A 26077-nucleotide genomic window follows, 5' to 3' on the forward strand; every position below is an offset into this window, starting at 1 on the left:
CTTAGAATTTAGTTTCCGCCAAATCATCTTCTGGTCGGTGAGCTTGAATGCGTAGGACTTGCCAAGGAAAACTATCATCAGGTGCAGTGACTTGAATAGTTAACTTACCATTTTCAAAGTTAAAGTCTAAGTCCTTGCGGTTTTCAATCCATTCTACCCGGTTAGGTTCTTGCTCAAGCCCAGTGACCACAATTTGTTCAGGTAGTGGCTGCTTCAAGAAGACGTATTTTTGATAGTCAGCGTGACGGTTAACCAGGACAAAGCCATCATGGTCAACCGTCAACTTAGAAACTTCACCATCGTTAAGAGCATGCCCAAACATGTGCATCCAGTGGTTGATGGTATCAAATAAAGCTACAGTTTCCTCACTGAACTTGCCATCAGCTGCTACTGGAATGTTGATTACAGTGCTTTTACCTTGCTCACGTCTAGTAACTAGCGTGTCAATCACGTTGTCACTAGTTAGGTCTAAGCCATCAGTTGGCTCAGCTAATGAAATTGTGTATTTTTGACAAGCGTCTTTTAACAAGTCACTGCCGCTAACTGCGCGGACGCCAATGTCACGAGCGGTCTTTACCAACTGGTCAGCGTTGGTGCTGTCAGGGTGTTTGATTTGAAAGCTTAAAATTATAGCAAAATCAGGGTTCATAAAAAATCCTCCTTAATAAATACAACTCATTTTACCGTAGAAAAGAGGGAAAATAAAAGTTGAAGATTATTATTGCTCCAGCTAAAAAGATGCAGCGCGATTTAGAAGCCTTTCCGGTGCAGTCGCTACCGCAATTTTTGCCAGAAACTGAAGTCTTAGCTGCTTTTTTAAAAACTAGAAGTCAAGAGCAGTTAAAAGAATTATGGCAGGCTAGTGATAGAGTAGTTACTGCTAGTCTGAAACAACTCGAAGAAATGGATCTTCACCACCATTTAACCCCAGCAATTGTGGCTTTTAGTGGAATCCAGTACCAGTATATGGCGCCAGATTTGTTCACTCAACCAGCCTTGGACTATATTCAAGACAATTTACGAATTTTGTCTGGTTTTTATGGGATGTTACGCCCATTTGATGGGATTACTCCTTATCGCTTAGAGATGAAGACGAGAATGACCGGCTTTCGTGACTATAGTTTGTATCATTACTGGCAGGATAAAATTGCAGCTAGCTTATTTAAAGATGACGATTTAGTGATCAACTTAGCTTCTAAAGAATACAGCCGCATTGTTACGCCTTATTTGTCTGCGAATAGAAAAATGATTACCGTTGATTTTCAAGAAGAAAAAGACGGCAAGTGGCGGACGGTCGCAACTCATGCCAAGATGGCGCGAGGTGAAATGGTGCGCTATTTAGCGGAAAAGCAAATAAAAAATTCTGCAGCTTTGCAGGACTTTCATGATTTTGATTTTCAATTTGATGAAGACGCTAGTACACACGATCATTATGTCTTTCGTACTAACTTTGACTTTAAGCGGCGCTAGAAAAGGGGCTTTACAAAGTCACTGGCAAATTTAGCGGCGGGATCTAAGTATTCACCGGTAAAGCTATGGTCAGAGCCATCAATAATGTGGAGTTCACTGTTTTGGTAAACTTCATCGTACTTTTTACTGTATTTAGGATCAACGACTTGGTCATTTGATCCCACGACAATGGAAACCGGACCAGTGAAGCGAGCGGATACTTCATAGATTGGCAAAATTTGAGCAATTCTTAAGTAAAAACTACCCAGTTTTTTGCCCACCTTGTTACCAATTAAAGGCACTAAATCAGGAATATGATCGGGATTGTATTCTGCACCTTGAGTGTTGCCTTTTAAGGCATCATCCTTTAAAGAAGCGGCTGGTGCCAATAAGACTACTTTTTTAATAATATCAGGGTAAAGACCGGCTAACATTGAAGCAACGACACCACCTTGAGAGTGGCCAATTAAAAAGATGTTGCGGACATGCGGATCGGTTCTGACGTAATCAAGAATTGCCTTAGCATCCGCAATTTCATTAGTTACGGTCATATCTTCAAATTTGCCGTCGCTTTCGCCGTGGCCATTGAAATCAAAGCGGACACTAGCGACATTTTCATCACGTAAGTTGCCCGCGATCTTTCTTAATAAGTCAGTGTTACGGTTAGCAGTGAATCCGTGCATTAAAATTGCCATGTCATAGACTTCACCAAATGGTTCTTCACGGTCACCTACTAACGTAAGCCCGTCTCTTTGGATTGTAATCCGTGCCATAATTTTCCTCTTTTCAATTGGTCTAGTTACTTCTATTTTATACTTTTTTAGAGGTTAATAAGTTAAGAAAATCGAAAATTTGTCTTAAAAATAGTAAGATATAGTCATTCTTGAGAATAATGGGGTTAAAAAATGGAAATTGTGTTTATTCGTCATGGTCAAACTGACCTAAACAAGTCTGGCCGCATTCAAGGTGCTGCCATTGACGCAGAATTAAATGAGGCTGGGCGTCGAACCGCTAAGGCAGCGGCGGCGCATTTTGATGCCAGTGATTTTGATGCCGTGTTTGTGAGCCCGATGAAACGAGCAGTAGAAACAGCTGAAATCTTCACTAAAGGTCAAAAGAAGCTGCAGCGGGACCGGCGCTTACTAGAATTAGATTATGGTGATTGGGATGGACAGTTATTGGCTGATATGATTAAGAAATATCCTGATGCCATTGATCCTTGGGGCAAAGCCGATCAGCATTATATTAAATATGCAAAAAATGGCGAAAGTATTGCTCACTTAGAAGAGCGATGTGCGAGTTTCTTTGATGAAGTATTGAGTAAATATCCAGATGGTAAAGTGCTGGTAGTTGCTCACGGGACTTTAATTAGAGAAATGGCAGCACACTTGGTGGCTGGTGGCAAGATGGATGCCTTCCAAACGATGGCCAATTGCGGCTTAGCTAAGTTTAGTTGCCGCAAGGGAATTAATCGCTTAGTTTATTACAATCGCGTTTTGGCATAAGAAGAAGTGGTCAGAAACTTCTCGAGAAATAGCCGAGATAGTGTAGAACTAAATTAAAGCACGTAGTGCTTAATTTATGTTCGTAACTATAGTCGGCTATTTCTGTTTCTGACCACGACAATTCTGGAATAGAGTATGTAAGATATCTGGGAAAATACCTTTCCCAGATATTTTTTATTTTCCATATTTGACACGGTGTCATTTTCGCAGTATGCTGAGGCCAAGAAAGTGACACGGTGTTATTTGAGGGAGTAGAAAAATGGTCAAATCAACTTTTATCAATTTACCAGATGCAAAAAAGCAGCGCGTTACGGCTGCTTTATTAGCCGAATTTAGTAATCATGCTTTAACAGATGCGCAAGTAGCGCAGATCGTTAAAGACGCTAATATTGCGCGCGGTGCTTTTTATAAGTACTTCGATGATTTAACGGATGCCTATACTTATTTGTATCAAATTGCCATCCAGGATATTCATGTAACGATGCAGCCGGATGCCAAATTTGATCCGGATTTCTTCTATGAACGCGTTCTTAACTTCTTAGATGAAGCAGGTCATAGCAAGTACAAGAAGATGATGCGGCTGCACATGCTCTATAACGAGGCCGCAATTCCTGGCAGCATGAAGACCAACTCGGAACAGTTATTGAAGATGACACCAGAAATCTGGAGTGCGATGGTACTGAGTCATGAAGTAATCGTGTCGGTCTTTGCGGATCCAGATAATAAAGCAGAAAACTTAAAGCGTTACAAAGAAAGTTTGTATTTGATTAAACGTGGGGCCAATAAATAATGTTTTTAGCATTTAAAGAAATTAAGAAAGAAAAATTGCGTTACGGCTTAATTATTTTGATGATATTTTTGATCAGCTATTTAATTTTTATGCTGTCATCTTTGGCGATCGGTTTAGCCCAAGAAAATACGCAAGCCGTTGATGCTTGGCAAATAAAAAAGATTGTTTTGAATAAAAATTCCAATATCAATTTAGCCCAATCAATGCTGACAGAAAAAGACTTGAAGAAGGCTAAATTAGGGTCAAAAGAAGCCTTGATTGGGGAAACGCCTGTGGTTGCTAAAATCAAACATCATCCCTCAGTCTCAGCCCAATTTATCGGGATTAAGTCCAAGCAATTTATTTACAAGAATTTGGAGTTAATTAGTGGTCGCAAGGCTAAGACGGCTAAAGAAGTCGTAGTTGATCAAGCATTTAAATTAAAAGGCTACAAATTAGGGCAAAAAATTAGCCTGAATGATTCAAAAACTAAATACAAGATTGTCGGCTTTGTTAATAACGCCAAAATTAATATTGCTCCGATTGTTTATGGTCGTTTAAGTGTCTGGCGTAAATTGCGGGGCGGGATGCCTAATGTGAAAGCTACAGCGATTATTTCCCAGCGTGATAATTATGATTACCATTATCATAATGCCAAGACTTATCCGGCTAAGACTTTTATTAATAAACTTCCAGGCTACACTGCCCAAAACGCTACTTTCGGTTTGATGATTGGCTTTCTGTTCGTGATTTCGTTAATCATTATTGCCGTCTTCTTGTATATTTTGACGATGCAAAAGATGCATAATTTTGCCGTGATGCGGGCGCAAGGAATTCCGTCCAAGACCTTGGTTGGTGCGACAGTTAGCCAATCCATTATTTTAGTGGTGATTGGGGTAGTTATTGCCCTAGCCGCTATGTGGCTAACCGAATTTGCAATTCCAGCTAGTGTACCGATGAACTTTACCCCGGCCATTATGGTGATTGGTAGCGTAGGGATGCTGGTCATGGGCATTATTGGTAGTTTGATTCCAATTAGATCAATTCTGAAAGTAGATCCAGCAAAGGCAATTGGTGAATAAAATGGCAGTCATTGAATTAAAAGATGTTGATAAATTTTACGGCAAAGGTTCTGCACAAGTGGAAGCTTTAAAAGATGTGGATTTTCAAGCCAATAAGGGCGAAGTAGTCTTAATTATGGGACCATCAGGTGCCGGGAAGAGTACTTTCTTAACTATTGCCGGTTCCTTGCAAAAGCCCAGCTCAGGGCAAGTCTTGATTAACGGCGAAGATATTGCGCAATTTTCTGCTAAGGAGAGTAATCAATTACGGCTTGAGAAAATCGGCTTTGTCTTGCAGGCTTATAATTTAGTACCATTTCTGACCGTTCAAGAGCAGTTCATCTTGGTAGATAAGGTGAAAAAAGAAAACAACTTATCTAAAGAAGATTTAGCTAAATTGCTTAAGGATTTAGGGATTACAGATTTAGTGAAAAAATATCCTAATGAATTGTCTGGTGGACAGCAGCAAAGAGTGGCGATTGCTAGAGCGCTTTATGCCGATCCAGAAATGTTATTGGCAGATGAGCCAACGGCTTCTCTTGATACTCAAAATGTGGAAGAAGTCGGTAAATTATTTAAAAAATTGGCTAAAGAACGGCAAAAGGCGATTTTGTTAGTGACGCACGATCCGCGACTAGAAAAATATGCCGACCATATCTATGAGATGATGGACGGCAAAATGAGTAAGAAGCAGTAAGATTGATTGCGAATTTTTATGCAATCGCATATAATTGTAAAAGAAAAGGAGTTAACGACTTGCACTCGTTAACTCCAATCGTAACCCAGAATGACTAAGTGGTGGCTAACCTTTGTGGTTAGCTTTTTTTGTTACCGCATATAAAAAAGCAGGCTTAGCCTGCTTTTTTTACAAATTCGGATCCATCTTAAAGCGTAATGGTGAATCAGCGGTTTGCTCAGTAATCAATTTGGCAATTAATTCTTTGTAAATATCGAGCGCTGCTTTCGCCATTTTGGCATTAGCTTCATCCACTAAGGATGTTTGCTTAGCTGGATCTTTTTCTTTACTTAACTTTTGATCATATTGGTAACGCAAGTGTGTCACCTTTTCTCTAGCAGCAGTTTGGGCATTGCCAAGCTCAGTACCGTACTTGCCCCAATCGCGGTCAACTAACGTACCAGCTAATTTGAAGACCCAGTAGGCAGAGTTGGAACTGTAAGTTTCTTTACCATACTTATACATAGTTGGTACTTTAGTTCCTTGGGGGTAGAACGGAATATAAACGCTTTGTGCGCCCACACCCATGGCTAACCAATGGACCATCTTTTCACCATTTAATTCAAGCAGGTGGGATTCTTGCGTCGTTGCTACAGAAATTGGTCGAAAGGTCGCATTGTCCTTATTTTTAGCATTAGTTAGATCATAAGATGTGTTCTGGTAGTGATTGCACAAGACGGCTTCGGCATCTTGGATAGCAATCGACTTATCGGCTTTTTGAATGAATGGCAATTCGAAGCTTTGTGGTTCTTGCTTAACCTATGGTGTTAACAATTTTTGCCCAATCCAGACTCTTGGTGTGTTGTAATGCAAATCGCTATCATCATGAGTGCCAAAGATTTCTCTAAAGTTAAAAGCTTGATCAGCTGGCCACAATTGATTGGTCTTCACAAATTCTTGAATGCCAGTTGAAAACATAAAGTCGTCACTGTTAAAGTCAATGACTTGAATGGCTAATTGGTTAGCCACAACTGCATAGGAATCCTCTGGAATTCTTTGAGCTACCCAGTGGTGTCCAGAACCGATTTCCATGTACCAAGCTTCATCGCGGTCACCAAATAAAATTCCGTCAGCTTCGGCAGCACCATGTTTTTCCACGATTTCGCCTAAGCGTTTGACACCTTCACGAGCAGTCTTCACATATGGTAAAACGACGGTAATCATCGCTTCTTCTAAGATACCTTTTTCGGTCTCAAAAGGATCAACAGCTAGGACCCGTTCGTTGGCATATGCACTTTCAGTAGCACTCATGGCAACATGATATTCATTAATTCCGTCTTCTTCAAAAACGCCATACTTGTCGGTCCATTCAGGAGTAGAAGAGTAAGCAAATTTAGTAGTAGGTAATTCCATTTCAAATTTGTTATCTTTTGATTTGAAATGATTATTTGCTAAATTCTCTTCATGTTTATTAAAAGCCAAATGCTTCGGCCAAGCGGTCTTGGCATCTTCATTACGGCCAATGATCACGCTACCACTTGTTGTGGCAGCTTTTCCGACTAAAATAGAAGTACAAGAGGAACGTCCAATTTTTGCAATCATAAGATTCTTCTTTCTTTTTACAACTTGTAATTAAATTCTAAGTTATAATGGTTGTAACTTAAACAATAACATTATTTTAAATGAGGTGTTAAAAAATGGAAAATAAATCAGTTCAAATCGATACCGACTACGACAAGCATGCACTTAACATTAAGTTCTCAGATAACTTGACAGATGACCGTGAACGCGGTTATATCTTATCTGCAGCCTTTCTTTCCTTCTGTGCTTCTCAAGGTTTAGATAAGCAAGAAGTGATCGAAATGATCAACACCAATTATTCCCAATTTACTGATCAAGATGGCAGCACGTTATTTAAGCGTCTCTAATTCCTGTCAAAAAAGCTCAATTACCTCTTGCAATTGTTATTTAATAGATATATTATTAGCAGTGAAGAGTGAATAAGGACTTTTTAAATAAAGCACATTTTTCATTATATTGATTGAGGCGATTAAAATGGCAAGAAAGAAAGAAATTAGCAGAAGCAAGATTTTAGACATTGCTTACAAGATGGCAGTTAACAATGGTTTAGATAGAATGCACGCTCGTAGTATTGCGAAGACTGGTCACTTCTCAACTCAACCGTTATACTTGGAATTCAAGAACATGGATGAAATTCGTTCAGAAGTTTTGAAGCGGATTTCTCATGAATTGAGAACTGAAACTTTGCAAAAGAAATATGTTGGTGACGCATTAATCGATTTAGATTTAGCTTATATCAACTTTGCACAAGACCACTCGAAGTTGTTCCGCGCAATGTTTGTAGGTGGTAAGTTCGGTAGCCAAATTATCGTAGATACTTTAATGGACTTAGGAACTGCTAAGTTCAAGGAACAATACGGTGACACTAACTACAGCGACCAAAAAGTTCACGACATTGTAATTGCTAACTGGATTTCTACTACTGGAATGGCAGCTTTAGTTGTTAATGAAGTTGCTAAGTTTAGCCAAGATCAAATCGTTAACGTTTTACAGGCGCAAATCCACGACGCCATGCTTAACGACCGTCTTGACCTTTCTTCAGAAGAGAACCCAATGTTTGCTGCAGATGATGAAGCATCATTGAAGGATAGTTTAGCTTAATTGGACGCCGAGTGAAAATTGTGCTTTTGTCAATCGAGTTTAGGACCTTGTGTCCTAAACTTTTTTTGTGCAGTAAATTCAAAATATAAAATATTTTATGTCTTATCTTTTGCATTTTTTAATATATAATGGACTTGGAATTAGTTTTCGAAAGGTGGTTTTTTATGAAAATCCTTGCATTATCAGGTTCAAATGCTGACAATTCTTTTAACTTAGCTTTGTTAAAGTTTATTGCTAAGCATTTTGCCGACAAATATGATTTTGAAGTAGCTTCAGTTAAGGGCTTGCCTTTGTTCAAGGAAGGCGTTGACGCTTCTACTGAAGTTTTAGCTTTAGGTAAAAAGATTGAAGATGCTGATATAGTTTTAATCGGTTCTCCAGAACAACAACACTCAGTAACTAGTGCTTTAAAGAGTGCACTTGAATGGTTATCAAGTTCCATTCACCCATTTAAAGACAAGCCAGTAGTTGTTGTTTCAACTTCTCCAATGCCTCAAGGAGCTTCTCGTTCACAATTACGTTTGAAGACTGTTTTGACTTCTCCAGGCTTTAATGCTCACGTCTTTAATGGTGACGAATTCATGATGGGCTTTGCTCCAAAGCAGTTTGATGAAAACGGCGACTTAGTTGATGAAGGTACGGTTAAGTTCTTAGACCACTTCTTCACTGAAGTTGACGACTGGTACGCACAAATTACGAAGTAGGAGGGGTTGAAGATGAAATTATTAGCAATCGTTGGAACCAATGCTCCTTTTTCATATAACCGTTTCTTAGCACAATTTATTGCTAAGCGTTATGGTGATAAGGCTGACATTGAAGTTAAAGAAATTGATGAAATTAAGCCATTTTGCAGAACTGAAGAACCTGATGAAGTTACTAAGAAATGGATTGAAGACATTAAGGCTGCCGATGGTGTAATTTTAACCACTCCAGAATATGACCACGCCATTCCTTCTTCACTTAAGAGTGCGCTTGAATGGTTAGGTTCACACGCTGGCCCTAACGTAATGAAGATGAAGCCTGCGATGGTAGTTGGTGCTTCATACGGTATTCAAGGCGCTAGTCGTGCCCAAGAAGATGCGCGTGAAATCTTACTTTCACCAGATATGAGCGCTAACGTTTTACCAGGTAATGAAGTCTTAATTGGTGGTGCTGCTAACAACTTTGATAAGGAAAGCGGCGACTTGACTAACGAAACTTACATCAAGCAATTAGATGGTGCAATGGATAACTTCATTAACTTTGTTAAGCAAGCAAACAAATAATTTTGCCAGAATTTCTGGTAAAAGTATAAAATAAGGTCTGAGACAAATTGGTCGCAGACCTTATTTATATTTCAGCTAAACTATTAAGAAAGGGGGCAGAAAATGCTCAAACCACTAGTTTTGCCACTTAAGAGTGTCCGTAATCCGCGGGACTTAGGAGGCTATGTTGGCTTTGATGGCCGTAAGATAAAAGCACGGCGCTTGCTGCGCACTGGCAATATTGCCAACATTTCAGAAGCTGACAAGCAATATTTGCAAGCTTATGGTTTAAACCAAATTATCGACTTGCGTTCACCTTTAGAAATCAAAAGGAATCCTGATCAAGAAATTACTGGCGTAAAGCATTATCTGCTGTCAATTTCTGATGAAGATAATACTAATGGCGGTAAAAAAGATTTGACGCGGACTTTCCAGCGTTATCGTGAAGATCAATATGCCGGCTTTCACATGATGTGCCAGCGTTATCATGATCATGTTGCTCGCGAGCATGCTCAAAAAACGCTCCACCAAATCTTAGAGCTGTTAGCCAATAACCATGAAGGAGCAACCCTTTATCACTGTTCAGAAGGCAAGGATCGAACAGGAATTGTCACAATCGTGTTACTCTATATCTTGGGTGTTGATTTAGAAACGATTCGGCAGGATTACTTATTTTCTAATCCAATGCTTGATAGTTACCGGGCTAAGCGGGATCAACGCTTTGCTGCTAACGGTGAAAATTTGAAGTTTAGAGCCAATATGCGGGTTTTAGGTTCGGTTTCCAATAGCTTTTTTGATACGGCACTAATTACCGTCAAAGAAAAATTTGGCAGTTTAGATGATTATTTGCGTGAGCAACTCGGAGTAACACCCGACTTACGAGATGCTTTGCGTGAGCTTTATTTAGAAAAGAAATAATTATGGAACAAAAATATATTAAAGATTTAGCGCTCGAACAAGTAACGGGCACGCACCATGCTTTAGGGACGTCAATTACCTTACAGATCTTTGGCATGCAAGAAGACAAGTTTGGCATTATTCCTAAGTCTTTTGCGCTAATTGATCACTATGAAGATTTATTGACCGTTAATCGGGATGAATCTGAAGTAATGGATGTTAACCATGCAGCAGGTAAGCATCCAGTTCAAGTGTCGAGCGGCACTTATGATTTGATCAAGTTAGCTGTTGAAAAAAGTCGCGAAAACTTCGGCTTCAACGCTTTAATTGGGCCAGTTGTTAAATTGTGGCACATCGGCTTTAAAGGCGCTCATGTCCCAACTGATGAACAAATTAAAGAAAGAATGAAGTTAACGGACCCAGAAAATGTCGAAATGAACGATCAAGATCAATCCGTCTTTTTGACTAAGCCAGGGATGGAACTTGACCTTGGCGGGATTGCTAAGGGTTGGATTGCCGACCGCATTCGTGATTTATGGCTTGCTTATGGCATTAAGGCCGGAATCATCAACTTAGGTGGGAATATCTTGCTAGTTGGCGATTCTCCTAAGCGGATTAACGGCAAGTGGGTCATCGGTGTCCAAGACCCTAAGGAACCACGGGGCGACAATATTACCACTTTAATGGTTAATAAGTGTTCAGCGGTTACGAGCGGGACTTATGAACGTTACTTAATTGTAGACGGGAAGAGGTACCACCACTTGATCGATCCTCGGACCGGTTATCCAGTGCAAACTGATTTGGCAGGAGTGACAACCTTTACCAAAGATTCTGTTGAAGCAGAAATCGAATGTAAACGGCTCTTCTTTGCTGGTCATCCAATCAAGGGCTGGCATGATGATCCTGACCGTTTGGGTGCGGTGTTTGTTTATAATGATGAACACGTTGAATATGATAATTTTAAGAAATAAGAAGTGGTCAGAAGCTTCTCGAAAAATAGCCGAGATGGCGTAGAACTGACTTAGAAGTAATGGAGTACATTAAAAAAGCTTGGAAAATTCCAAGCTTTTTTCTATCCCACGGCTTTGCCGATACTAAAGATACTATTGAAGACGCTATTTGATAAACCAGGCGTGTTATAAATGATAAACCGCAAGAAGCTCGAGTCCACGGTCTGCTGCATGAACCACGGATTTTGCAAGGCGTTAAGCATCGACAAGATCACGTAGACAAAGAAGTAACCAGCAATTAAAGAAGCTAAAGCTCCTAGGACACTATCTAAAATACTGCCAAGATTTGTAGCGTGCGGATTCTTGGTTGGAATCCAGCTCTTGAAAATCTTAACCACCATTCTGCCGACAAACAAAATCAGGAAGAAGGCCAAAAAGCGATACAGCATTAAGTCGGTAGCTGTGGTCAAATTAGTTTGAATGTTGTGACCGGTAAATTCGGTGTAGAGCCAATTACCAAATGGATTTTGCATAAAAATCGCGACCATAAAGACAATTGCCGCAAAAATCAAGTTAATGATGTAGCGGGTAAAGCCGGTCTTAAAGCCGTTATAAGCCTGCCAAAGTAAATAAATAAGTACAATTAGCGTAACAATCATAAGAATTTTTTCTCCTTTGGCAAACATTATACCCTATTTTTGCCTTTGTAGACTTTGACGATTACACGAAAATACTTCATAATTGTAAGGATAATGTAGCTTTACTTATTGCCGATTTAGGCGTTAAATTAATAGAGTGTGAAACACAGTTTCACGGGTGAAATATGAATCCTGAACAATTTATTCAAGAACTAGCAAAAAACAAAATTAACTTAACTAAGAAGCAAGCTGAACAATTTCAGTTGTACTTTCAAGCATTAATTACTGCCAACGAGCACGTTAACTTAACGCGAATTACTGCAGAAGAAGATGTTTATTTAAAGCACTTCTTCGACAGCGTGACGCCGCTTTTTTCTTTTGAAGAAATTTTTAAAGCAGGGGCCACACTTTGTGATGTCGGTGCTGGTGCTGGTTTTCCATCAATTCCGATGAAGATCTTGATGCCAGAATTAAAGATTACCATCGTTGATTCTTTGGCTAAACGTTTAACCTTCTTAAAGGACTTAGTGGCTAAACTGGGCTTAAGTGATGTGACTCTAGTGCATGGCCGCGCCGAAGATGTTGGTCAAAATCCGCAATACCGGGAGAAGTTCGACATCGTCACCGCACGGGCTGTTGCCAATATGACGGTATTAAGCGAATACTGCTTGCCATTAGTCAAAGAAGGAGGCTATTTCGTAGCCTTAAAGGGACCAAAAGCTGAAGCAGAGCTTGATGACAGTAAGAAGGCCTTACAAGTGCTAGGGGGCAAGGCGCTTAAGGAAGAAGAGTTAACTTTGCCAAATAGCGATGAAGAACGGACTTTAATTTTAGTTAAAAAGGTGAAGCCGACCCCAAAGAAGTATCCACGTCAAGCGGGGACGCCGCGTCGTAAGCCAATTCATTAGACTGTGAGAGGGGATAGTCATTATGTCATTATTTTCATTTAAACATCATGAGGAAGTTCCTAAAAACAAGCAAATCCAAGATCTTGAATTAAGTAAGATCACACCTAATAAGTTTCAACCACGGAAGGCTTTTTCAGAGGATTCAATTAATGAATTAGCCCAAACTATCAACGATGAAGGCTTATTACAACCAATCGTTGTGCGTGAAAGTGGTGAAGGCTATGAAATCGTAGCTGGTGAACGCCGCTTTCGGGCCGTCCAAAGTCTAGGCTGGGAAAAGATTCCGGCCATTGTCAAAGACATGGATGATGATCAAGCAGCATCTTTAGCTTTGATTGAAAACTTGCAACGGGAAAACTTAAACCCAATCGATGAAGCTGAGGCTTATGAAAGTTTGATGAAGTTAAATAATTTAACGCAAACACAGCTAGCCAAAAACATTGGTAAATCCCAATCTTACGTCGCAAATAAGATGCGGCTGCTTAAGTTAATTCCTAAGGTGCAAACTTACTTAGCTAGTGGTGAAATCACCCCTCGTCATGGTCGGGCCTTATTAGGCTTGAGTGAACAAGACCAGAGCCGGGTTTTAGATGAGATTTTAGCTAACAATTTAAATGTTAAAGAAACCGAAGCAATCGCCAAAGATGTGAATGCTTATTTTGCTCATAAAGACGAAGGTAAAGAAAAAGAAGAGCGTAAGAAGCGCTTTGTTGAGCGGGTTCCTAAGGATCTAAAGGTGCAAATTAACACCATTAAAAGAGCTATTAAATTGGCTAAGGATTCCGGAATCCAAGTTAAAGTTGAAGAAAATAATGATCCTGATGATTATCGCATCACTATTGAATTAAAGAGAAAGTAGAGAGGACATGGAAAATATGGTAAGTGTAATTTCGGTTGCTAACCAAAAAGGTGGAGTAGGTAAGACCACAACTACCATCAATTTAGCAGCCTCAATTGCCGACCGTGGCTACCGGGTGTTGATTGTTGACATTGACCCGCAGGGGAATGCTACATCGGGATTAGGCATTGAAAAATCAGAAATCGATCAAGATATCTATAATGTTTTAATCGATGAAATTCCTATTAAGGAGACCATCCACCACACCAGTACTAAGAAGCTAGACATGGTACCAGCGACCATTAACTTATCTGGGGCGGAAACGGAATTAATTAGTATGATGGCCAGAGAAACGCGGCTAAAGTCAGCTTTAGATGATGTCAGTGATGAATATGACTTTATCTTTATCGACTGTCCACCATCTTTAGGCCAATTATCAATCAACGCCTTTACTGCTTCTGACTCAATTTTGATCCCAGTGCAGAGTGAATACTATGCTATGGAAGGGTTAAGTCAGTTGTTAAATACGATTCGCTTAGTCCAAAAGCACTTTAACAAGGACTTAGGCGTTGAAGGCGTACTTTTAACCATGCTCGATGCCAGAACTAATCTGGGTGCAGAAGTAGTTAAAGAAGTGCAATCCTACTTCAATAAGAAAGTGTATAAGACCATCATTCCTCGGATTACCAAGTTGGCGGAAGCTCCAAGTTATGGCCAACCAATTACGGAATATGCGCCACGGTCACGCGGAGCTAAGGTTTATGATGATTTAGCTAGAGAGGTGTTAAAGGCTCATGGTAAGAGACTCAAAAAGTAAAGAACCAAGAAGAAAAGGCGGTTTGGGTCGCGGGATTGAAGCGTTGTTTGAAGACGAGCCCCAAGTCGATGAAGTTGAAGAAGTCCAAGACCTTCCTTTAGCTGAAATTCGGCCTAACCCTTATCAACCAAGAAAGAGTTTTGATGATAAGAGTTTGAAGGAATTAGCTGATTCTATTAAGGAAAACGGCGTCTTTCAACCAATCATTGTTCGTAAGTCCGTTAATGGTTATGAAATCATTGCCGGTGAGCGGCGGTGTCGGGCTTCTAAATTAGCCAAGAAGAAGACCGTGCCAGCAATTATTCGTCAATTTGATGAAAGTCAAATGATGGAAGTTGCGGTGCTGGAAAACTTACAACGTGAAGATTTAACTCCCCTTGAAGAAGCACAAGCTTACGAAATGCTCCAAAAGAACTTGGGCTTAACGCAAGAAGAAGTTTCTAAACGGATGGGTAAGTCCCGGCCATATATCGCTAACTACTTGCGTTTATTAACTTTGCCAAGTAAGACCAAGCGCTTATTGCAACATGGTGAACTTTCCATGGGACAAGCGCGGACTTTGCTCGGCTTAAAAGATAAAGACAAGATTGATGAAGTGGCCAAGAAGGTGGCTAAGGAAGGGATGCCAGTGCGGAAGGTTGAAGCCTTGGTTGCTAAGCTCAATTCCAAGAAGCCGCGTAAGAAGACCACCCGCAAGTCTGCCTTTATTCGGGCTAGTGAACATCAATTAGCTGATAAGTTCGGTTCAAGTGTTAATATTTCTAAAACTAAAAAAGGTCGCGGTCATTTATCAATTGACTTTGGCTCAGTTGATGAATTGAATCGTATTTTAGATATTTTAGGCGTTGATCTCGATGATTAAAAACGATGCATATAATTTAGCTGATACGGTGCAAATGAAAAAGCCCCATGCTTGTCAAAAAAACGATTGGGAAATCTTGCGTTTAGGTGCAGATATCAAGTTAAAATGCATGGGCTGCGGGCATGTCGTGATGCTGCCGCGGGCAGAATTTAACCGCAAGGTGAAGAAGGTTTTGACCAAGGCAAATGATCCGGTAAACCTGAAAAAAGAACATTATTTGCCAAAAGATCAAATCGCCCGCCCAAATATTGGCTAAAATAAAAAGGTAACAAGTATTAAAAATAATTTTTAACAGAAAAAGAGGAAGAAAATGTCATTAACTGCTGGTATTGTTGGTTTACCAAACGTTGGTAAGTCAACTTTGTTTAACGCAATTACTAAAGCTGGTGCCGAAATGGCTAACTATCCATTTGCCACCATTGAACCAAATGTCGGAATGGTTGAAGTTCCTGATAAGCGCTTGGCTAGAATCCAAGAATTGATTCCTGCTAAGAAGATTGTCCACACCACTTTTGAATTTACTGATATCGCTGGTTTGGTTAAAGGTGCTTCCAAGGGTGAAGGTCTTGGTAACAAGTTCCTTGAAAATATCCGTCAAACTGACGCCATCGTTCACGTAGTGCGGGCCTTCGATGATGACAACATTACTTCCGTTACTGGTAAGGTTGATCCTGAAGAAGATATCAACACCATCAACTTGGAATTAGCAATTGCTGACCTTGATGCCGTTAACCGCCGCATTAACAAAGTTAAGAAGGTTGCTCAACAAGGCGACAAGGAAGCTAAGGCTGAGATGGCTGTGTTAACTAAATTGCAACCAGTTCTTGAAGAAGGTAACGCTGCTCGTTCAATCGACTTTAATGAAGATGAACAAAAGATTGTAAAGGGCTTGTTCTTACTTACTTCTAAGCCTGTAATTTACGTTGCCAACATTGCCGAAGATTCAATGGCTGATCCAGAAAGCGACAAGTACTACCAAATCGTCAAGAAGCATGCTGAAAGTGAAGGCGCAGAATGCTTAGGTATTTCTGCTGCGACTGAAGAAGAAATCGCTGGCATGGATGACGATGAAAAGAAGGAATTCCTTGAAATGGAAGGCGTTGAAGAATCCGGTTTGGACCGTTTGATTCGGGCCGCTTACCACATCTTAGGTCTTAGAACTTTCTTTACTGCTGGTGGTCCTGAAACTCGTGCTTGGACTTTCCACAAGGGGATGAAGGCTCCTCAAGTTGCTGGTGTCATTCACTCAGACTTTGAACGTGGTTTCATTCGTGCCGAAGTTGTTTCCTTTGATGATTTAGACAAGCTTGAAACAATGCAAAAGGTTAAGGAAGCAGGTAAGCTCCGTCTTGAAGGTAAGGACTACGAAGTTCAAGACGGTGACATTATCGAATTCAGATTCAATGTCTAGAGGTATTCAATGTCTGAAGAAAACAAGAAGCAAAAGATTGACGAAAAAAAGCAAGCAAAGTTAAAAGCACAAACTGCAAGTCAAAACCAAGATGAAGAATTACAAAACATGGCTCCTGCTAAGCTGAGAACCATGTTAACTAACAAAAATTCCGATTACGTTTTCCGCTTGCAAAAAGAATTGCGTGAACAAGGCAACATGTCTGAAGCTGAAGCAACTAGCAAGGTTGATGAATTATTGCCAGATATCATTATTGCTCAGCGCCACGCGCAAACGGCAAATAATTTGTTCATGGCTTCACCTAAGATGAAGGCTGATCAAATTTTGCACCCTGTGCAAAAACCAAAGACGATTATGGACTTGCCATTTTGGCAACGGGCTGTGGATAACGGCTTGTTCTGGTTAGCGATCATGATGGCCATCTACGGCATTATGGAATTGTTTAGCACTAAGCAAGCTCAAACCTCCGCTAACGGGGTTTTGACCATTGCCTCAACGGGGATTTTGCTAGGAATCTTCATGGCAAAGTACAATGAATTGATTATGCCAAATGTGAACGGCAAGCCGAAAATTTCTTGGCCACGTGTCATTTTAATTTCAGTAGGCTTGGTTGTGGTCATTGTGATCTGGCTCGGCTTACTCAGCCTGCCAGTCTTCCGGGTAATCAACCCAGTCTTACCAGGCATTTGGTATATTATTATTGCCGCTGCTGCTTACGGTATTCGCTACTTATTTAGAAAGAAATACCAAATTGTGGGTTCCGCTTTTGGACCAAATCCACCACGTAAGCAAAGCTAAATATGTGCATTATACAAAATTTAGGTATATACTAGAATTTATCTGTTCGTGAAAGGGATAAACGGGCCATGGGCTTCGTTTATCCTTTTTTACAGTTTTTCGTGTGTTTAGGTAGAAAAAAGAAGGGGGCTTTTAATTGATCAAGACGCTGAGCAAATCGATTCGGCAGTATAAGAAATTATCACTGCTGTCACCGCTCTTCGTTATTGGCGAAGTTATCATTGAAATGCTGATCCCATATTTGGTCGGGGTTTTAATTGATAAAGGGATTATGAAGGGTGACATGCCTTATATCCAAAAGGCAGGTTTAATCTTATTGGTACTGACGATCGTCTCACTAGTTTTAGGGGCTAGTGCCAGTTATGTGTCCGCGCATGCGGCAGCTGGATTTGCCGCTAACTTGCGTAAAGACATGTTTAATCATATTCAAGATTATTCATTTGAAAACATTGATAAGTTTTCAAGTGCCAGTTTGGTTACGCGTTTGACGACGGACGTTAACAACGTACAGATGGCTTACCAAATCATCATCAGAATTGCGGTAAGAGCACCAATGATGTTGATTGTTTCCGTCGTGATGTCTGTGATCATCAGTCCACGCTTGTCATTAATCTTCTTGGTCATCGCACCAATCTTTGTGGTTATCTTAGGCTTAATTATTCGGGCAGCTTACCCATACTTTCCTAAGATCTTCAAAGGTTACGACCGCATGAACCAAGTAGTTCGTGAAAACGTCCGCGGAATTCGTGAAGTGAAGACTTATGTCCAAGAAAAGCCACAGATTGCGCAATTTGAAAAGTCATCTGGCTTTATCTACAAGTTGTTTGCTACTTCACAGAAGATTATTTCTTTGAACGCCTTAGTTGTAGCTGCAGTTTTGAACATTGCTACTTTGGCAATCTGCTGGTTCGGGGCTAAGGAAATTGTTGGCGGCACTTTACAAACTGGTCAATTGGTTTCCATGTTCTCATACTCCAACTCAGTTTTGTTCAGTTTGAACATCTTAGCCATGATCGCCACGCAATTGATTATTTCAGGTGCTAGTGGTCGGAGAATTGCCAACGTCATTACTGAAGAACCATCAATTGAAAACCCAAGAAAGCCATTGAAGCGTTTGACTAATGGGGAAATCATTTTTGATCATGTTAACTTCAAATATGACGAAAGTGACAAGACCTTGGCTTTGAAGGATATCAACTTGCATATTCGTCCTGGGGAAACAATCGGAATTATCGGGGAAACCGGTTCTTCTAAGTCAACTTTGGTTTCTATGATTCCACGTTTGTACGATATCAGCTCTGGGGCCGTCCGGGTTGCTGGGCACAATGTTAAGTCATATGATCTGAAGACCTTGCGTGATAATGTTGCCATGGTCTTGCAAAAGAACGTGCTCTTCTCAGGTACGATTAAAGAAAACCTCAAGTGGGGTAATGAAAATGCCACTGATGAAGAAATCGTGGCAGCAGCTAAGGTTGCTCACGCTGACGGTTTCGTCCGTGAAATGCCAGATGGCTATGACACGATGGTTGAACAAGGTGGTAACAATGTTTCTGGTGGGCAAAAGCAGCGTTTAACCATTGCTAGAGCCTTGCTCAAGAAGCCAAAGATCTTGATCTTGGACGATTCAACTTCAGCCGTTGATACCAACACTGAACGGGAAATTCGTCAATCCTTGGCTAAGGACATGCCAGAAACAACCAAGATTATTATTTCGCAAAGAATTGTTTCTATTAAGGATGCTGACCGAATTATCGTTATGAATCACGGTCAAATTCAAGATATCGGTACGCATGATGAATTAATCAAGCGTAATGAACTCTACAGTTCAATTGCGAAGTTCCAAGAAGAAAACGGAAAGTAGGGGTGATTAATTTTGGATCAAACAATTAATAAAGAAAACATGAAGGGACATCGTTCCCAAACTTTAAGCCGTTTACTGAAATTAGTCTTAACTACTAGTCCTTGGATGTTTGTGATCTCTCTGATTACCATCATCTTAGCGGCTCTTTCCAATGTGATTGGGACGCTCTTCATTGAACGGTTGATTAACAACTACATCACGCCGTTAGTTAAGCAAGTCCAACAAGGTCAAGATCCAAACTTTGGTCCGTTAGCTTATGCGATTGCGGTGATGTTTGGGATCTATGCCATTGGTTTTATTTCCAACTACCTCTTTAACATGTTAATGGGGATTTTGGCCCAAAAGGTTCAATTCCGGGTACGTAACGAAATGTTCACCCACATGGAAAGTTTGCCAATTGCTTACTTTGACCAAAATGACTACGGCGATATCATGTCTCGTTACACTAACGATATTGATACCTTGATGCAGATGATTTCACAGTCAATTCCGCAGTTTACCAACTCCTTATTGACTTTGATCTTCGTTGTGTCAGCGATGTTTATTTTGAGTTGGCAATTAACCATCTTCTCCTTCATCGTCTTTGCCTTGTCATTTGGAATTGTGCGTTTCTTAACCAAAAAGTCCAGCCACTACTTCCAAGTTCAACAACAAAAGCTGGGTCAAATCAATGGTTATAACGAAGAAATGCTTAATGGGTTGAAGGTCATTAAGGTCTTCTCTCATGAACCTGAAGTTAAAGAGGACTTTGAAGTTTATAACGAAGAATTGCGGAAGGCTTCTGGTAAGGCCAACACTTATGCTACGATCTTGTTCCCAATCATGGGTAACATGGGTAACTTGCTTTACGTTTTGATTGCCTTTGTTGGTGGGGCCGCTGCTATTAACAACTGGGCTCCATTATCCCTTGGTGCAATTGCTTCCTTCTTGCAATTATCTAAGCAGTTCAGTATGCCAATTGCCCAGATTTCCCAACAATTGAACTCCATCGTTATGGCTTTGGCTGGGGCACGGAGAATTTTCCAATTGGAAGATGAACCAGCTGAAGAAGACAACGGTGTGGTTACGATTGCTAAGAACCAAAAGGTTGATAATTCTTGGTTCTGGCAAGTTCCAGAAAAAGACGGTTCTGTTAAGGATGTTCCCGTTCGTGGTCACATTATTTTTGACCATGTGAACTTCTCTTATGTACCGGAAAAGCAAATTTTGCATGATATTTCAATTGATGCCAAGCCAGGGATGAAAGTAGCTTTGGTTGGTGAAACTGGTGCAGGTAAGACGACTATTTCTAACATGCTTAACCGTTTCTACGAAATTGATTCCGGTAAGATTATTTATGATGGGATTCCAATTAAGCAAATCAAGAAGGATGACTTACGGAAGTCCTTGTCCATTGTTTTGCAGGAAACTCACCTCTTCACGGGGACAATTATGGACAACATTCGCTTCGGTAATCCAAATGCCAGTGATGACGATGTTTACCAAGCAGCGAAATTGTCACACGCCGATGAATTCATTCATGAACTTGATGATGGTTACCAAACCATTATCGATGGTGATGGTGGCGACTTGTCTCAAGGTCAAATGCAATTGCTCAGTATCGCGAGAGCGATGATTGCGGATGAACCAGTAATGATTCTGGATGAAGCTACTTCAAGTATCGACACTAGAACTGAAAAGATGGTGCAAGCCGGGATGGACAACTTGCTGGCTGGGAGAACGAGTTTCGTCATTGCCCACAGATTGTCAACGATTGTTAACTCTGACTTAATTTTGGTACTTGATCATGGTCACATCATTGAAGCTGGTAACCATGATGAGTTAATTAAGCAAAAGGGTTACTACTACGAACTTTACACTGGTAAAAAAGAAATTCAGTAACAGAAGTGATCAAAAACTTCTCGAAAAATAAGAGCTTAAGGAGAAAAATAATCTGCTTAAGCTCTTTTTTTGCTAAAAAACGTTTAAAATAAAGAGGGTTTAATTAATTATTCTAAGCAAGTATATTAAAATAGAACAAAGTTACTACAGAGAGGGGTTTTCTTTGTGAAAATCTTAGTTGTTGATGACGATAAAGAAATCGTTGAATTATTAAGTATTTATCTAAAAAACGAAGGCTATGAACCAGTAACGGCTTATAGCGGTAAAGAAGCAATTACGAAATTAACGACCACACCAGACATCGCCTTGATGATCTTGGACGTTATGATGCCAAATATGAGCGGAATTGACGTGATTAAGGAAGTCCGCAAGGATTCCGATATTCCAATTATCATCGTTTCTGCGAAGACTGGTGATATGGACAAGATTCAAGGCTTGATTACGGGGGCTGACGACTATGTTTCTAAACCCTTTAACCCACTTGAAGTGATGGCCAGAGTGCGGTCTCTACTTAGAAGAAGTCAAAAGCAAGTTAAGGATGAAAAGCCAGATATCTTAGAAGTTGGCCCATTAATCATTAATCGTGATTCTCACGAAGTGAAAACCATTGACGGCACAACCATTCAATTAACGGCTTTAGAATTCGGAATTTTGTACTTGTTAGCTAGTCACCCGAACCGGGTCTTCTCCGCTGATGAAATCTTCGAACGGGTTTGGCAACAAGAATCAATTGTTTCTGCTAAGACCGTTATGGTGCACGTTTCTCACTTACGAGACAAGATTCAAAAGGCCACTGGCGGTGAAGATGTCATCCAAACCGTCTGGGGTGTCGGCTACAAGGTTGAGGCTTAATTCATGAAAAAAGAACGGGTAAAACTTACAGGTGCTGAGAAAAGTGAACTTTTTGCGGAAGGCGTTGTAACGGTTATCCTCCTTTTACTGCTCAATCTATCAATCATTATTTTGATTCACTTAGCTGTGCTCCAAGACCAGAATTTAGTGAATGGGATCTACTTCTTAAAGAGTACCGTCACCTTAGTTGGTAATTACCACCTCTGGTCCTGGCAGCGGATTTTCATTATTTGTATGGCAATTGGCGATCTGATTGTGCTCTACTGGCGGCTAATTCGGCGCTACCACCAGATGCAGCTGCGCCACGTCATTTCTGAATTGCATTATATTGCGGACGGTCACTTTGACCACCGCATTTCTTTTGCGGTCAGAACGGACCTGCAGCGGGTGATTGATTCCATCAATTCTTTAGTTGATAGTACAGTGAACTCAATTAATGAAGAAAAGGCCATTGAGCAGTCCAAGGATGAACTGATTACTAACGTTTCGCATGATATTCGGACGCCATTAACATCGATTATTGGTTATTTAGGCTTGTTAAAAACCGGCTATGTCACGCCAGAAGATCAACAGAAATATATCAACATTGCCTATACTAAGGCGGAACAGATGAAGTCCTTGGCGAATGACTTACTAGAATATACGACATTAAAGTCTAATAATACGAAATTGAATCTGTCTGATCTGCATATCTATTCCATGCTGGAACAAGTGGAAGCCGGTTTTGAATTAGAAGCAGAGAAGAAAGGCATTCATTTCAAGATTGAAGCGCGGCCGAAGGATTTGACGATTAAGGCCGATGCCGAAAAATTAGTCCGCGTCTACAATAATTTGATCAATAATGCCTTCAAGTACGGTACAGGGGCAACGGAAATTAAGTTAGTGGCCAACTTGATCAATAAGAAGACGGTTGAATTACGGGTGGAAAATAATGGGGCACCAATTCCGGAGAAGTCCTTGAAGAAGATTTTTGAACGTTTCTACCGCGTTGAAACTTCCCGTAACACCAAGACTGGTGGGACCGGCCTGGGATTATCCATTACTAAAGGGGTCGTTGATCTCCACCACGGGACGATTCGCTGTACTTCAGATAAAGACTGGACAAGTTTCATCATTCGCTTGCCTTTAGACCCTAGCCAAGCCTAGCTGTGTTATAATTTTGTCAGTATAACAATAATAACTATTCGAGGGGTATACCATGAGTATTTCTTTAAATACCTGTATTTTAATTTTAAAAGAACATCACTTACTTAAATCAAGTGCAGTCCAAGATACGGTCGCTACCAAGATGGAATACGTATCTTACGATTCACGTGATATTCAAACCAACACCTTGTTCTTCTGCAAGGGTGCGGGTTTTAGACCAACTTACTTATCAATGGCTAAGGATAACGGGGCAATTTGTTACGTGGCAGAGCAACCTTATCCAGAAGGTAAAGGGATGCACGCCTTAATCGTGCGTGACGTTTCTAAGGCCATGGCCTTACTTTCAGCTGCCTTCTTCCGCTTTCCACAAGATGACTTGTACGTGGTCGCCTTCACTGGAACTAAGGGGAAGACGACTTCAGCTTACTTTTTGAAGGGGATGCTGGACCAAGCCAATGGCGGTAAAACCGCGCTCATCTCTTCAGTTAACGATGTCGTTGGTCCTAAGCCAGAAGACACTTTCAAGTCTAGTTTGACCACACCAGAAAGTTTGGACTTGTTCCGTGATATGCGGACCGCGGTTGACAACGGCATGACTCACTTAGTCATGGAAGTTTCAAGTCAAGCCTACAAGAAGAACCGGGTCTTTGGTTTAACTTACGACTTGGGCTTTTTCTTAAACATTAGTCCAGATCATATTGGACCAAATGAACACCCTAACTTTGCGGATTACTTGCACTGTAAATTGCAATTGTTAGTTAACTCTCGCAAGTGTATTATCAATGCCGAAACGGCTCACTTTGACGAAGTTTACGCTGCTGCCACTACAACTACTAATCCAGACAGTATTTACTTGTTTGCCAACGAAAACTTTGAAAATCCAAAGTTGAAAGAGCCAATCGACTTCAGATTTGCTTCCCAAGAATTGGACATGAACGAAACTCGCTTCAAGTTATTCTGCGCTAGTGATAAGGCGCGTAAGTTGCCAATTAACGGCGATTACACCTTGAAGATGTTAGGTGACTTTAACGAATCAAACGGTACCGCTGCGATTATTGGGGCTGGCTTAGCTGGACTTGATCATGATCAATGTGCTAAAGGAATTCGCGATGTCACGATTCCTGGCCGCATGCAAACCGAAAAGACTAAGAGTCACGGCATGGTGGTCGTTGACTACGCCCACAACAAGGCTTCCATGATGGCTTTGATGAGCTTTATGCAAAGTGAATTCAACAGTCCTAAGATTATCGTGGTTGTTGGGGCACCTGGCGACAAGGGCGTATCTCGTCGCCCAGGCTTTAGTGAAAGTTTGACTGCTTATGCGGACAAGGCCTTCTTGACGACTGATGATCCAGGCTTTGAAGATCCACAAAGTATTGCCGAAGAAATCGACTCTGGCATTGACCACTCTAAGTGTGATGTCACGATTGAATTAGACCGGAAAAAGGCCATCCATGATGCGATTGCAATGGCTGGTCCTGGGGATGTCGTTTTGATCTGTGGTAAGGGAGCAGATGCCTTCCAAAAGATCCGCGGGGTTAACACGCCATACCCATCTGATATCGTGGTTGCACAAGATGTCATTAATAAATTAGAAGGACAAGACGAACACTTTAGAAAGTAGAAAGAAAATGAAGCATTTCTTTAGTATTATTGGTGGGATGGGCACCATCGCCACTGAAAGCTACGTGCGGTTAATTAACCACCGCGTCAAGATCACTAAGGACCAGGATTACTTGAATTATTGCTTAGTCAATGATGCACAGATTCCTGATCGAACTGCTTATATTAAGGATCATAGCAAGCCTAACTTCTTCTATGATTTAAAAGATGATATTGAAGGCCAAGCCAAGTTAAATCCTGACTTCTTCGTGATGCCATGTAATACGGCTCACTACTTCTACGATGATTTAGCTGCATTGACTGATATTCCGTTCTTACACATGATGCGGATTGCAGTTCATAACTTCGTTGACAATTATCCCGATGAAAAGAAGATCGGCTTGATTGCGACGGAAGGGTCAATTTATGATCACTTATATGCGGATGAAATTGCTAAAGTGGGGCGCGAAGTTGAATTAGGTGGCCCAGAAATTCAGCCAATGGTGAACGAGTTGATCTATTCTGACATTAAGGAAAAGGGCATTGTGGATCATGACCTCTATCACAAGATCTTGAAGACAATGCATGATAAGTACGGCTGCAATGTGATTTTGCTAGGTTGTACGGAATTATCCTTAGCCCAAGAAAAGGCACCAGATCACCCTTACAACGTGGTTGATCCGCAATCAATTATCGCGGATGTGTCGATTGAATTGGCGTTGAAGATCCGGAATGGGATGGATCCAAAAGAAGCTTGTCAAAAGTATTTGTATTAGAAAATAAAAAATTAAATTGTAATTTACTGAATCGTAATAATGAATATCGTAATGTTGTAAATGATAGGAGCAATGAAGATGACTTTCGTAGGTAGAAAAAAGGAATTAGATAGCCTAGCTGAACATTATGAAACTAATCAATTTCAATTTGCTGTCATTTATGGTCGGCAGCGAATTGGAAAGACGGCCTTAATTAATGAATTCATTAAAGACAAACATACTAACCTAGTGTTAGATAATTATTCGACGGAATGATTATCTAGCGCTTTTATTTTTGCTTTAAAATAAAAGTTGAGGTAAAGCACTTAATGCCGTGGGCTTTTTGGACACTTGATGTCGTACGACAAACGGGCAGCTTCACCGGCTTTTCAGGGAATTTCATTGGAGTATGTGGGCTTTTAAAGCCTAGTTTAGAAAATTAATGACTGAAAAATCAATGTGAAGAGCAACTTTA

Annotated in this window: 27 protein-coding genes and 2 pseudogenes; 25 read left to right on the top strand and 4 right to left on the bottom strand. The window is 40.6% G+C overall.

Annotated features, from left to right (window positions below; translation table 11 throughout):
* Position 1 precedes the first annotated feature (1 nt).
* Complete coding sequence (locus EJK17_RS07515) at positions 2-649, bottom strand: hypothetical protein (protein ID WP_103661994.1); 648 nt, start codon at positions 647-649, stop codon at positions 2-4.
* A 59-nt stretch (positions 650-708) separates the two neighbouring features.
* Between EJK17_RS07515 and yaaA the strand changes: the two genes are divergently transcribed.
* The gene (gene yaaA, locus EJK17_RS07520) at positions 709-1470 is read left to right on the top strand and encodes a peroxide stress protein YaaA (protein ID WP_103661995.1); all 762 of its coding nucleotides are present in this window, start codon (positions 709-711) and stop codon (positions 1468-1470) included.
* Here the strand turns inward: yaaA and EJK17_RS07525 are convergent.
* A complete protein-coding gene (locus EJK17_RS07525; RefSeq protein WP_103661996.1) occupies positions 1467-2222 on the bottom strand; it encodes an alpha/beta hydrolase in 756 nt (251 codons plus the stop codon). The genes yaaA and EJK17_RS07525 overlap by 4 nt on opposite strands.
* Positions 2223-2354: 132 nt before the next feature.
* On the opposite strand from EJK17_RS07525, the gene EJK17_RS07530 reads away from it, so the two are divergent.
* The 4 genes from EJK17_RS07530 (at position 2355) to EJK17_RS07545 (ending at position 5481) form a co-directional block, all read left to right on the top strand.
* Positions 2355-2954, top strand: a complete 600-nt coding sequence (locus tag EJK17_RS07530; protein WP_103661997.1) for a histidine phosphatase family protein — start codon at positions 2355-2357, stop codon at positions 2952-2954.
* A 259-nt stretch (positions 2955-3213) separates the two neighbouring features.
* The gene (locus EJK17_RS07535) at positions 3214-3744 is read left to right on the top strand and encodes a TetR/AcrR family transcriptional regulator (RefSeq protein WP_103661998.1); all 531 of its coding nucleotides are present in this window, start codon (positions 3214-3216) and stop codon (positions 3742-3744) included.
* Positions 3744-4805 (top strand): FtsX-like permease family protein, encoded by a 1062-nt coding sequence (locus EJK17_RS07540; protein ID WP_103661999.1) that lies wholly within the window; start codon positions 3744-3746, stop codon positions 4803-4805. Before EJK17_RS07535 ends, EJK17_RS07540 begins: the two co-directional genes overlap by 1 nt.
* 1 nt (position 4806) lies before the next feature.
* Positions 4807-5481: an ABC transporter ATP-binding protein gene (locus EJK17_RS07545; RefSeq protein WP_103662021.1), complete on the top strand. Its 675-nt coding sequence runs from the start codon at positions 4807-4809 to the stop codon at positions 5479-5481.
* A 168-nt stretch (positions 5482-5649) separates the two neighbouring features.
* Here the strand turns inward: EJK17_RS07545 and EJK17_RS07550 are convergent.
* Positions 5650-7062, bottom strand: a pseudogene (locus EJK17_RS07550) (C69 family dipeptidase).
* Between the two features lie 95 nt (positions 7063-7157).
* Here EJK17_RS07550 and EJK17_RS07555 point away from each other — a divergent pair.
* From EJK17_RS07555 to EJK17_RS07580, 6 genes are all read left to right on the top strand, one after another.
* Complete coding sequence (locus EJK17_RS07555) at positions 7158-7388, top strand: hypothetical protein (protein ID WP_103662000.1); 231 nt, start codon at positions 7158-7160, stop codon at positions 7386-7388.
* A 127-nt stretch (positions 7389-7515) separates the two neighbouring features.
* Complete coding sequence (locus tag EJK17_RS07560) at positions 7516-8142, top strand: TetR/AcrR family transcriptional regulator (RefSeq protein WP_103662001.1); 627 nt, start codon at positions 7516-7518, stop codon at positions 8140-8142.
* A 164-nt stretch (positions 8143-8306) separates the two neighbouring features.
* Positions 8307-8846 (top strand): NADPH-dependent FMN reductase, encoded by a 540-nt coding sequence (locus EJK17_RS07565; RefSeq protein WP_103662002.1) that lies wholly within the window; start codon positions 8307-8309, stop codon positions 8844-8846.
* Positions 8847-8858: 12 nt separating this feature from the next.
* The gene (locus EJK17_RS07570; protein ID WP_103662003.1) at positions 8859-9407 is read left to right on the top strand and encodes an NADPH-dependent FMN reductase; all 549 of its coding nucleotides are present in this window, start codon (positions 8859-8861) and stop codon (positions 9405-9407) included.
* A 102-nt stretch (positions 9408-9509) separates the two neighbouring features.
* Positions 9510-10304 carry a tyrosine-protein phosphatase gene (locus tag EJK17_RS07575; protein ID WP_127796314.1) on the top strand — a complete coding sequence of 265 codons (795 nt, stop codon included), beginning with the start codon at positions 9510-9512 and terminating at the stop codon, positions 10302-10304.
* A 2-nt stretch (positions 10305-10306) separates the two neighbouring features.
* Complete coding sequence (locus EJK17_RS07580) at positions 10307-11254, top strand: FAD:protein FMN transferase (RefSeq protein WP_103662005.1); 948 nt, start codon at positions 10307-10309, stop codon at positions 11252-11254.
* Between the two features lie 101 nt (positions 11255-11355).
* Here the strand turns inward: EJK17_RS07580 and EJK17_RS07585 are convergent, their stop codons facing one another.
* Positions 11356-11892: a CvpA family protein gene (locus EJK17_RS07585; protein ID WP_103662006.1), complete on the bottom strand. Its 537-nt coding sequence runs from the start codon at positions 11890-11892 to the stop codon at positions 11356-11358.
* Between the two features lie 164 nt (positions 11893-12056).
* Here EJK17_RS07585 and rsmG point away from each other — a divergent pair, with 164 nt between their 5' ends.
* From rsmG to EJK17_RS07655, 14 genes and pseudogenes are all read left to right on the top strand, one after another.
* Positions 12057-12779 (top strand): 16S rRNA (guanine(527)-N(7))-methyltransferase RsmG, encoded by a 723-nt coding sequence (gene rsmG / locus EJK17_RS07590; protein ID WP_103662007.1) that lies wholly within the window; start codon positions 12057-12059, stop codon positions 12777-12779.
* Positions 12780-12801: 22 nt separating this feature from the next.
* A complete protein-coding gene (noc, locus tag EJK17_RS07595; RefSeq protein ID WP_127796315.1) occupies positions 12802-13638 on the top strand; it encodes a nucleoid occlusion protein in 837 nt (278 codons plus the stop codon).
* A 16-nt stretch (positions 13639-13654) separates the two neighbouring features.
* Complete coding sequence (locus tag EJK17_RS07600; protein ID WP_103662009.1) at positions 13655-14434, top strand: ParA family protein; 780 nt, start codon at positions 13655-13657, stop codon at positions 14432-14434.
* Positions 14412-15296, top strand: coding sequence for a ParB/RepB/Spo0J family partition protein (locus EJK17_RS07605; protein ID WP_103662010.1), 885 nt, complete (start codon positions 14412-14414; stop codon positions 15294-15296). Before EJK17_RS07600 ends, EJK17_RS07605 begins: the two co-directional genes overlap by 23 nt.
* Positions 15289-15552, top strand: coding sequence for a DUF951 domain-containing protein (locus EJK17_RS07610; protein WP_103662011.1), 264 nt, complete (start codon positions 15289-15291; stop codon positions 15550-15552). The genes EJK17_RS07605 and EJK17_RS07610 overlap by 8 nt, the downstream gene beginning before the upstream one ends.
* 54 nt (positions 15553-15606) lie before the next feature.
* A complete protein-coding gene (gene ychF, locus EJK17_RS07615) occupies positions 15607-16707 on the top strand; it encodes a redox-regulated ATPase YchF (RefSeq protein ID WP_103662012.1) in 1101 nt (366 codons plus the stop codon).
* A 9-nt stretch (positions 16708-16716) separates the two neighbouring features.
* Entirely contained in the window at positions 16717-17505 is a 789-nt protein-coding gene (locus EJK17_RS07620) for a DUF1129 family protein (RefSeq protein ID WP_103662013.1), read from the top strand.
* A gap of 136 nt (positions 17506-17641) precedes the next feature.
* Positions 17642-19366: an ABC transporter ATP-binding protein gene (locus EJK17_RS07625; RefSeq protein WP_103662014.1), complete on the top strand. Its 1725-nt coding sequence runs from the start codon at positions 17642-17644 to the stop codon at positions 19364-19366.
* Between the two features lie 39 nt (positions 19367-19405).
* Entirely contained in the window at positions 19406-21247 is a 1842-nt protein-coding gene (locus EJK17_RS07630) for an ABC transporter ATP-binding protein (protein WP_127796316.1), read from the top strand.
* Positions 21248-21412: 165 nt separating this feature from the next.
* A complete protein-coding gene (gene croR / locus EJK17_RS07635) occupies positions 21413-22099 on the top strand; it encodes a response regulator transcription factor CroR (protein WP_103662015.1) in 687 nt (228 codons plus the stop codon).
* A 3-nt stretch (positions 22100-22102) separates the two neighbouring features.
* Positions 22103-23245: a sensor histidine kinase gene (locus tag EJK17_RS07640; protein ID WP_103662016.1), complete on the top strand. Its 1143-nt coding sequence runs from the start codon at positions 22103-22105 to the stop codon at positions 23243-23245.
* A gap of 52 nt (positions 23246-23297) precedes the next feature.
* The gene (locus tag EJK17_RS07645) at positions 23298-24869 is read left to right on the top strand and encodes a UDP-N-acetylmuramoyl-L-alanyl-D-glutamate--2,6-diaminopimelate ligase (protein WP_103662017.1); all 1572 of its coding nucleotides are present in this window, start codon (positions 23298-23300) and stop codon (positions 24867-24869) included.
* 7 nt (positions 24870-24876) lie between these two features.
* Entirely contained in the window at positions 24877-25623 is a 747-nt protein-coding gene (locus EJK17_RS07650) for an aspartate/glutamate racemase family protein (RefSeq protein ID WP_103662018.1), read from the top strand.
* 78 nt (positions 25624-25701) lie between these two features.
* Positions 25702-25839 (top strand): annotated as a pseudogene (locus EJK17_RS07655) (ATP-binding protein); the annotation flags it as partial.
* Between the last annotated feature and the right edge of the window lie 238 nt (positions 25840-26077).

The organism is Lactobacillus xujianguonis (genome assembly GCF_004009905.1).
Taxonomy (GTDB): domain Bacteria; phylum Bacillota; class Bacilli; order Lactobacillales; family Lactobacillaceae; genus Lactobacillus; species Lactobacillus xujianguonis.

What these genes read in the sequence shown, in the direction of transcription:
- EJK17_RS07515 (WP_103661994.1), bottom strand. Translation starts at nt 649, where the DNA reads ATGAACCCTGATTTTGCTATAATTTTAAGCTTTCAAATCAAACACCCT.
- EJK17_RS07525 (WP_103661996.1), bottom strand. Translation starts at nt 2,222, where the DNA reads ATGGCACGGATTACAATCCAAAGAGACGGGCTTACGTTAGTAGGTGAC.
- EJK17_RS07530 (WP_103661997.1), top strand. Translation starts at nt 2,355, where the DNA reads ATGGAAATTGTGTTTATTCGTCATGGTCAAACTGACCTAAACAAGTCT.
- EJK17_RS07535 (WP_103661998.1), top strand. Translation starts at nt 3,214, where the DNA reads ATGGTCAAATCAACTTTTATCAATTTACCAGATGCAAAAAAGCAGCGC.
- EJK17_RS07540 (WP_103661999.1), top strand. Translation starts at nt 3,744, where the DNA reads ATGTTTTTAGCATTTAAAGAAATTAAGAAAGAAAAATTGCGTTACGGC.
- EJK17_RS07545 (WP_103662021.1), top strand. Translation starts at nt 4,807, where the DNA reads ATGGCAGTCATTGAATTAAAAGATGTTGATAAATTTTACGGCAAAGGT.
- EJK17_RS07555 (WP_103662000.1), top strand. Translation starts at nt 7,158, where the DNA reads ATGGAAAATAAATCAGTTCAAATCGATACCGACTACGACAAGCATGCA.
- EJK17_RS07560 (WP_103662001.1), top strand. Translation starts at nt 7,516, where the DNA reads ATGGCAAGAAAGAAAGAAATTAGCAGAAGCAAGATTTTAGACATTGCT.
- EJK17_RS07565 (WP_103662002.1), top strand. Translation starts at nt 8,307, where the DNA reads ATGAAAATCCTTGCATTATCAGGTTCAAATGCTGACAATTCTTTTAAC.
- EJK17_RS07570 (WP_103662003.1), top strand. Translation starts at nt 8,859, where the DNA reads ATGAAATTATTAGCAATCGTTGGAACCAATGCTCCTTTTTCATATAAC.
- EJK17_RS07575 (WP_127796314.1), top strand. Translation starts at nt 9,510, where the DNA reads ATGCTCAAACCACTAGTTTTGCCACTTAAGAGTGTCCGTAATCCGCGG.
- EJK17_RS07580 (WP_103662005.1), top strand. Translation starts at nt 10,307, where the DNA reads ATGGAACAAAAATATATTAAAGATTTAGCGCTCGAACAAGTAACGGGC.
- EJK17_RS07585 (WP_103662006.1), bottom strand. Translation starts at nt 11,892, where the DNA reads ATGATTGTTACGCTAATTGTACTTATTTATTTACTTTGGCAGGCTTAT.
- rsmG (WP_103662007.1), top strand. Translation starts at nt 12,057, where the DNA reads ATGAATCCTGAACAATTTATTCAAGAACTAGCAAAAAACAAAATTAAC.
- noc (WP_127796315.1), top strand. Translation starts at nt 12,802, where the DNA reads ATGTCATTATTTTCATTTAAACATCATGAGGAAGTTCCTAAAAACAAG.
- EJK17_RS07600 (WP_103662009.1), top strand. Translation starts at nt 13,655, where the DNA reads ATGGTAAGTGTAATTTCGGTTGCTAACCAAAAAGGTGGAGTAGGTAAG.
- EJK17_RS07605 (WP_103662010.1), top strand. Translation starts at nt 14,412, where the DNA reads ATGGTAAGAGACTCAAAAAGTAAAGAACCAAGAAGAAAAGGCGGTTTG.
- EJK17_RS07610 (WP_103662011.1), top strand. Translation starts at nt 15,289, where the DNA reads ATGATTAAAAACGATGCATATAATTTAGCTGATACGGTGCAAATGAAA.
- ychF (WP_103662012.1), top strand. Translation starts at nt 15,607, where the DNA reads ATGTCATTAACTGCTGGTATTGTTGGTTTACCAAACGTTGGTAAGTCA.
- EJK17_RS07620 (WP_103662013.1), top strand. Translation starts at nt 16,717, where the DNA reads ATGTCTGAAGAAAACAAGAAGCAAAAGATTGACGAAAAAAAGCAAGCA.
- EJK17_RS07630 (WP_127796316.1), top strand. Translation starts at nt 19,406, where the DNA reads ATGAAGGGACATCGTTCCCAAACTTTAAGCCGTTTACTGAAATTAGTC.
- EJK17_RS07640 (WP_103662016.1), top strand. Translation starts at nt 22,103, where the DNA reads ATGAAAAAAGAACGGGTAAAACTTACAGGTGCTGAGAAAAGTGAACTT.
- EJK17_RS07645 (WP_103662017.1), top strand. Translation starts at nt 23,298, where the DNA reads ATGAGTATTTCTTTAAATACCTGTATTTTAATTTTAAAAGAACATCAC.
- EJK17_RS07650 (WP_103662018.1), top strand. Translation starts at nt 24,877, where the DNA reads ATGAAGCATTTCTTTAGTATTATTGGTGGGATGGGCACCATCGCCACT.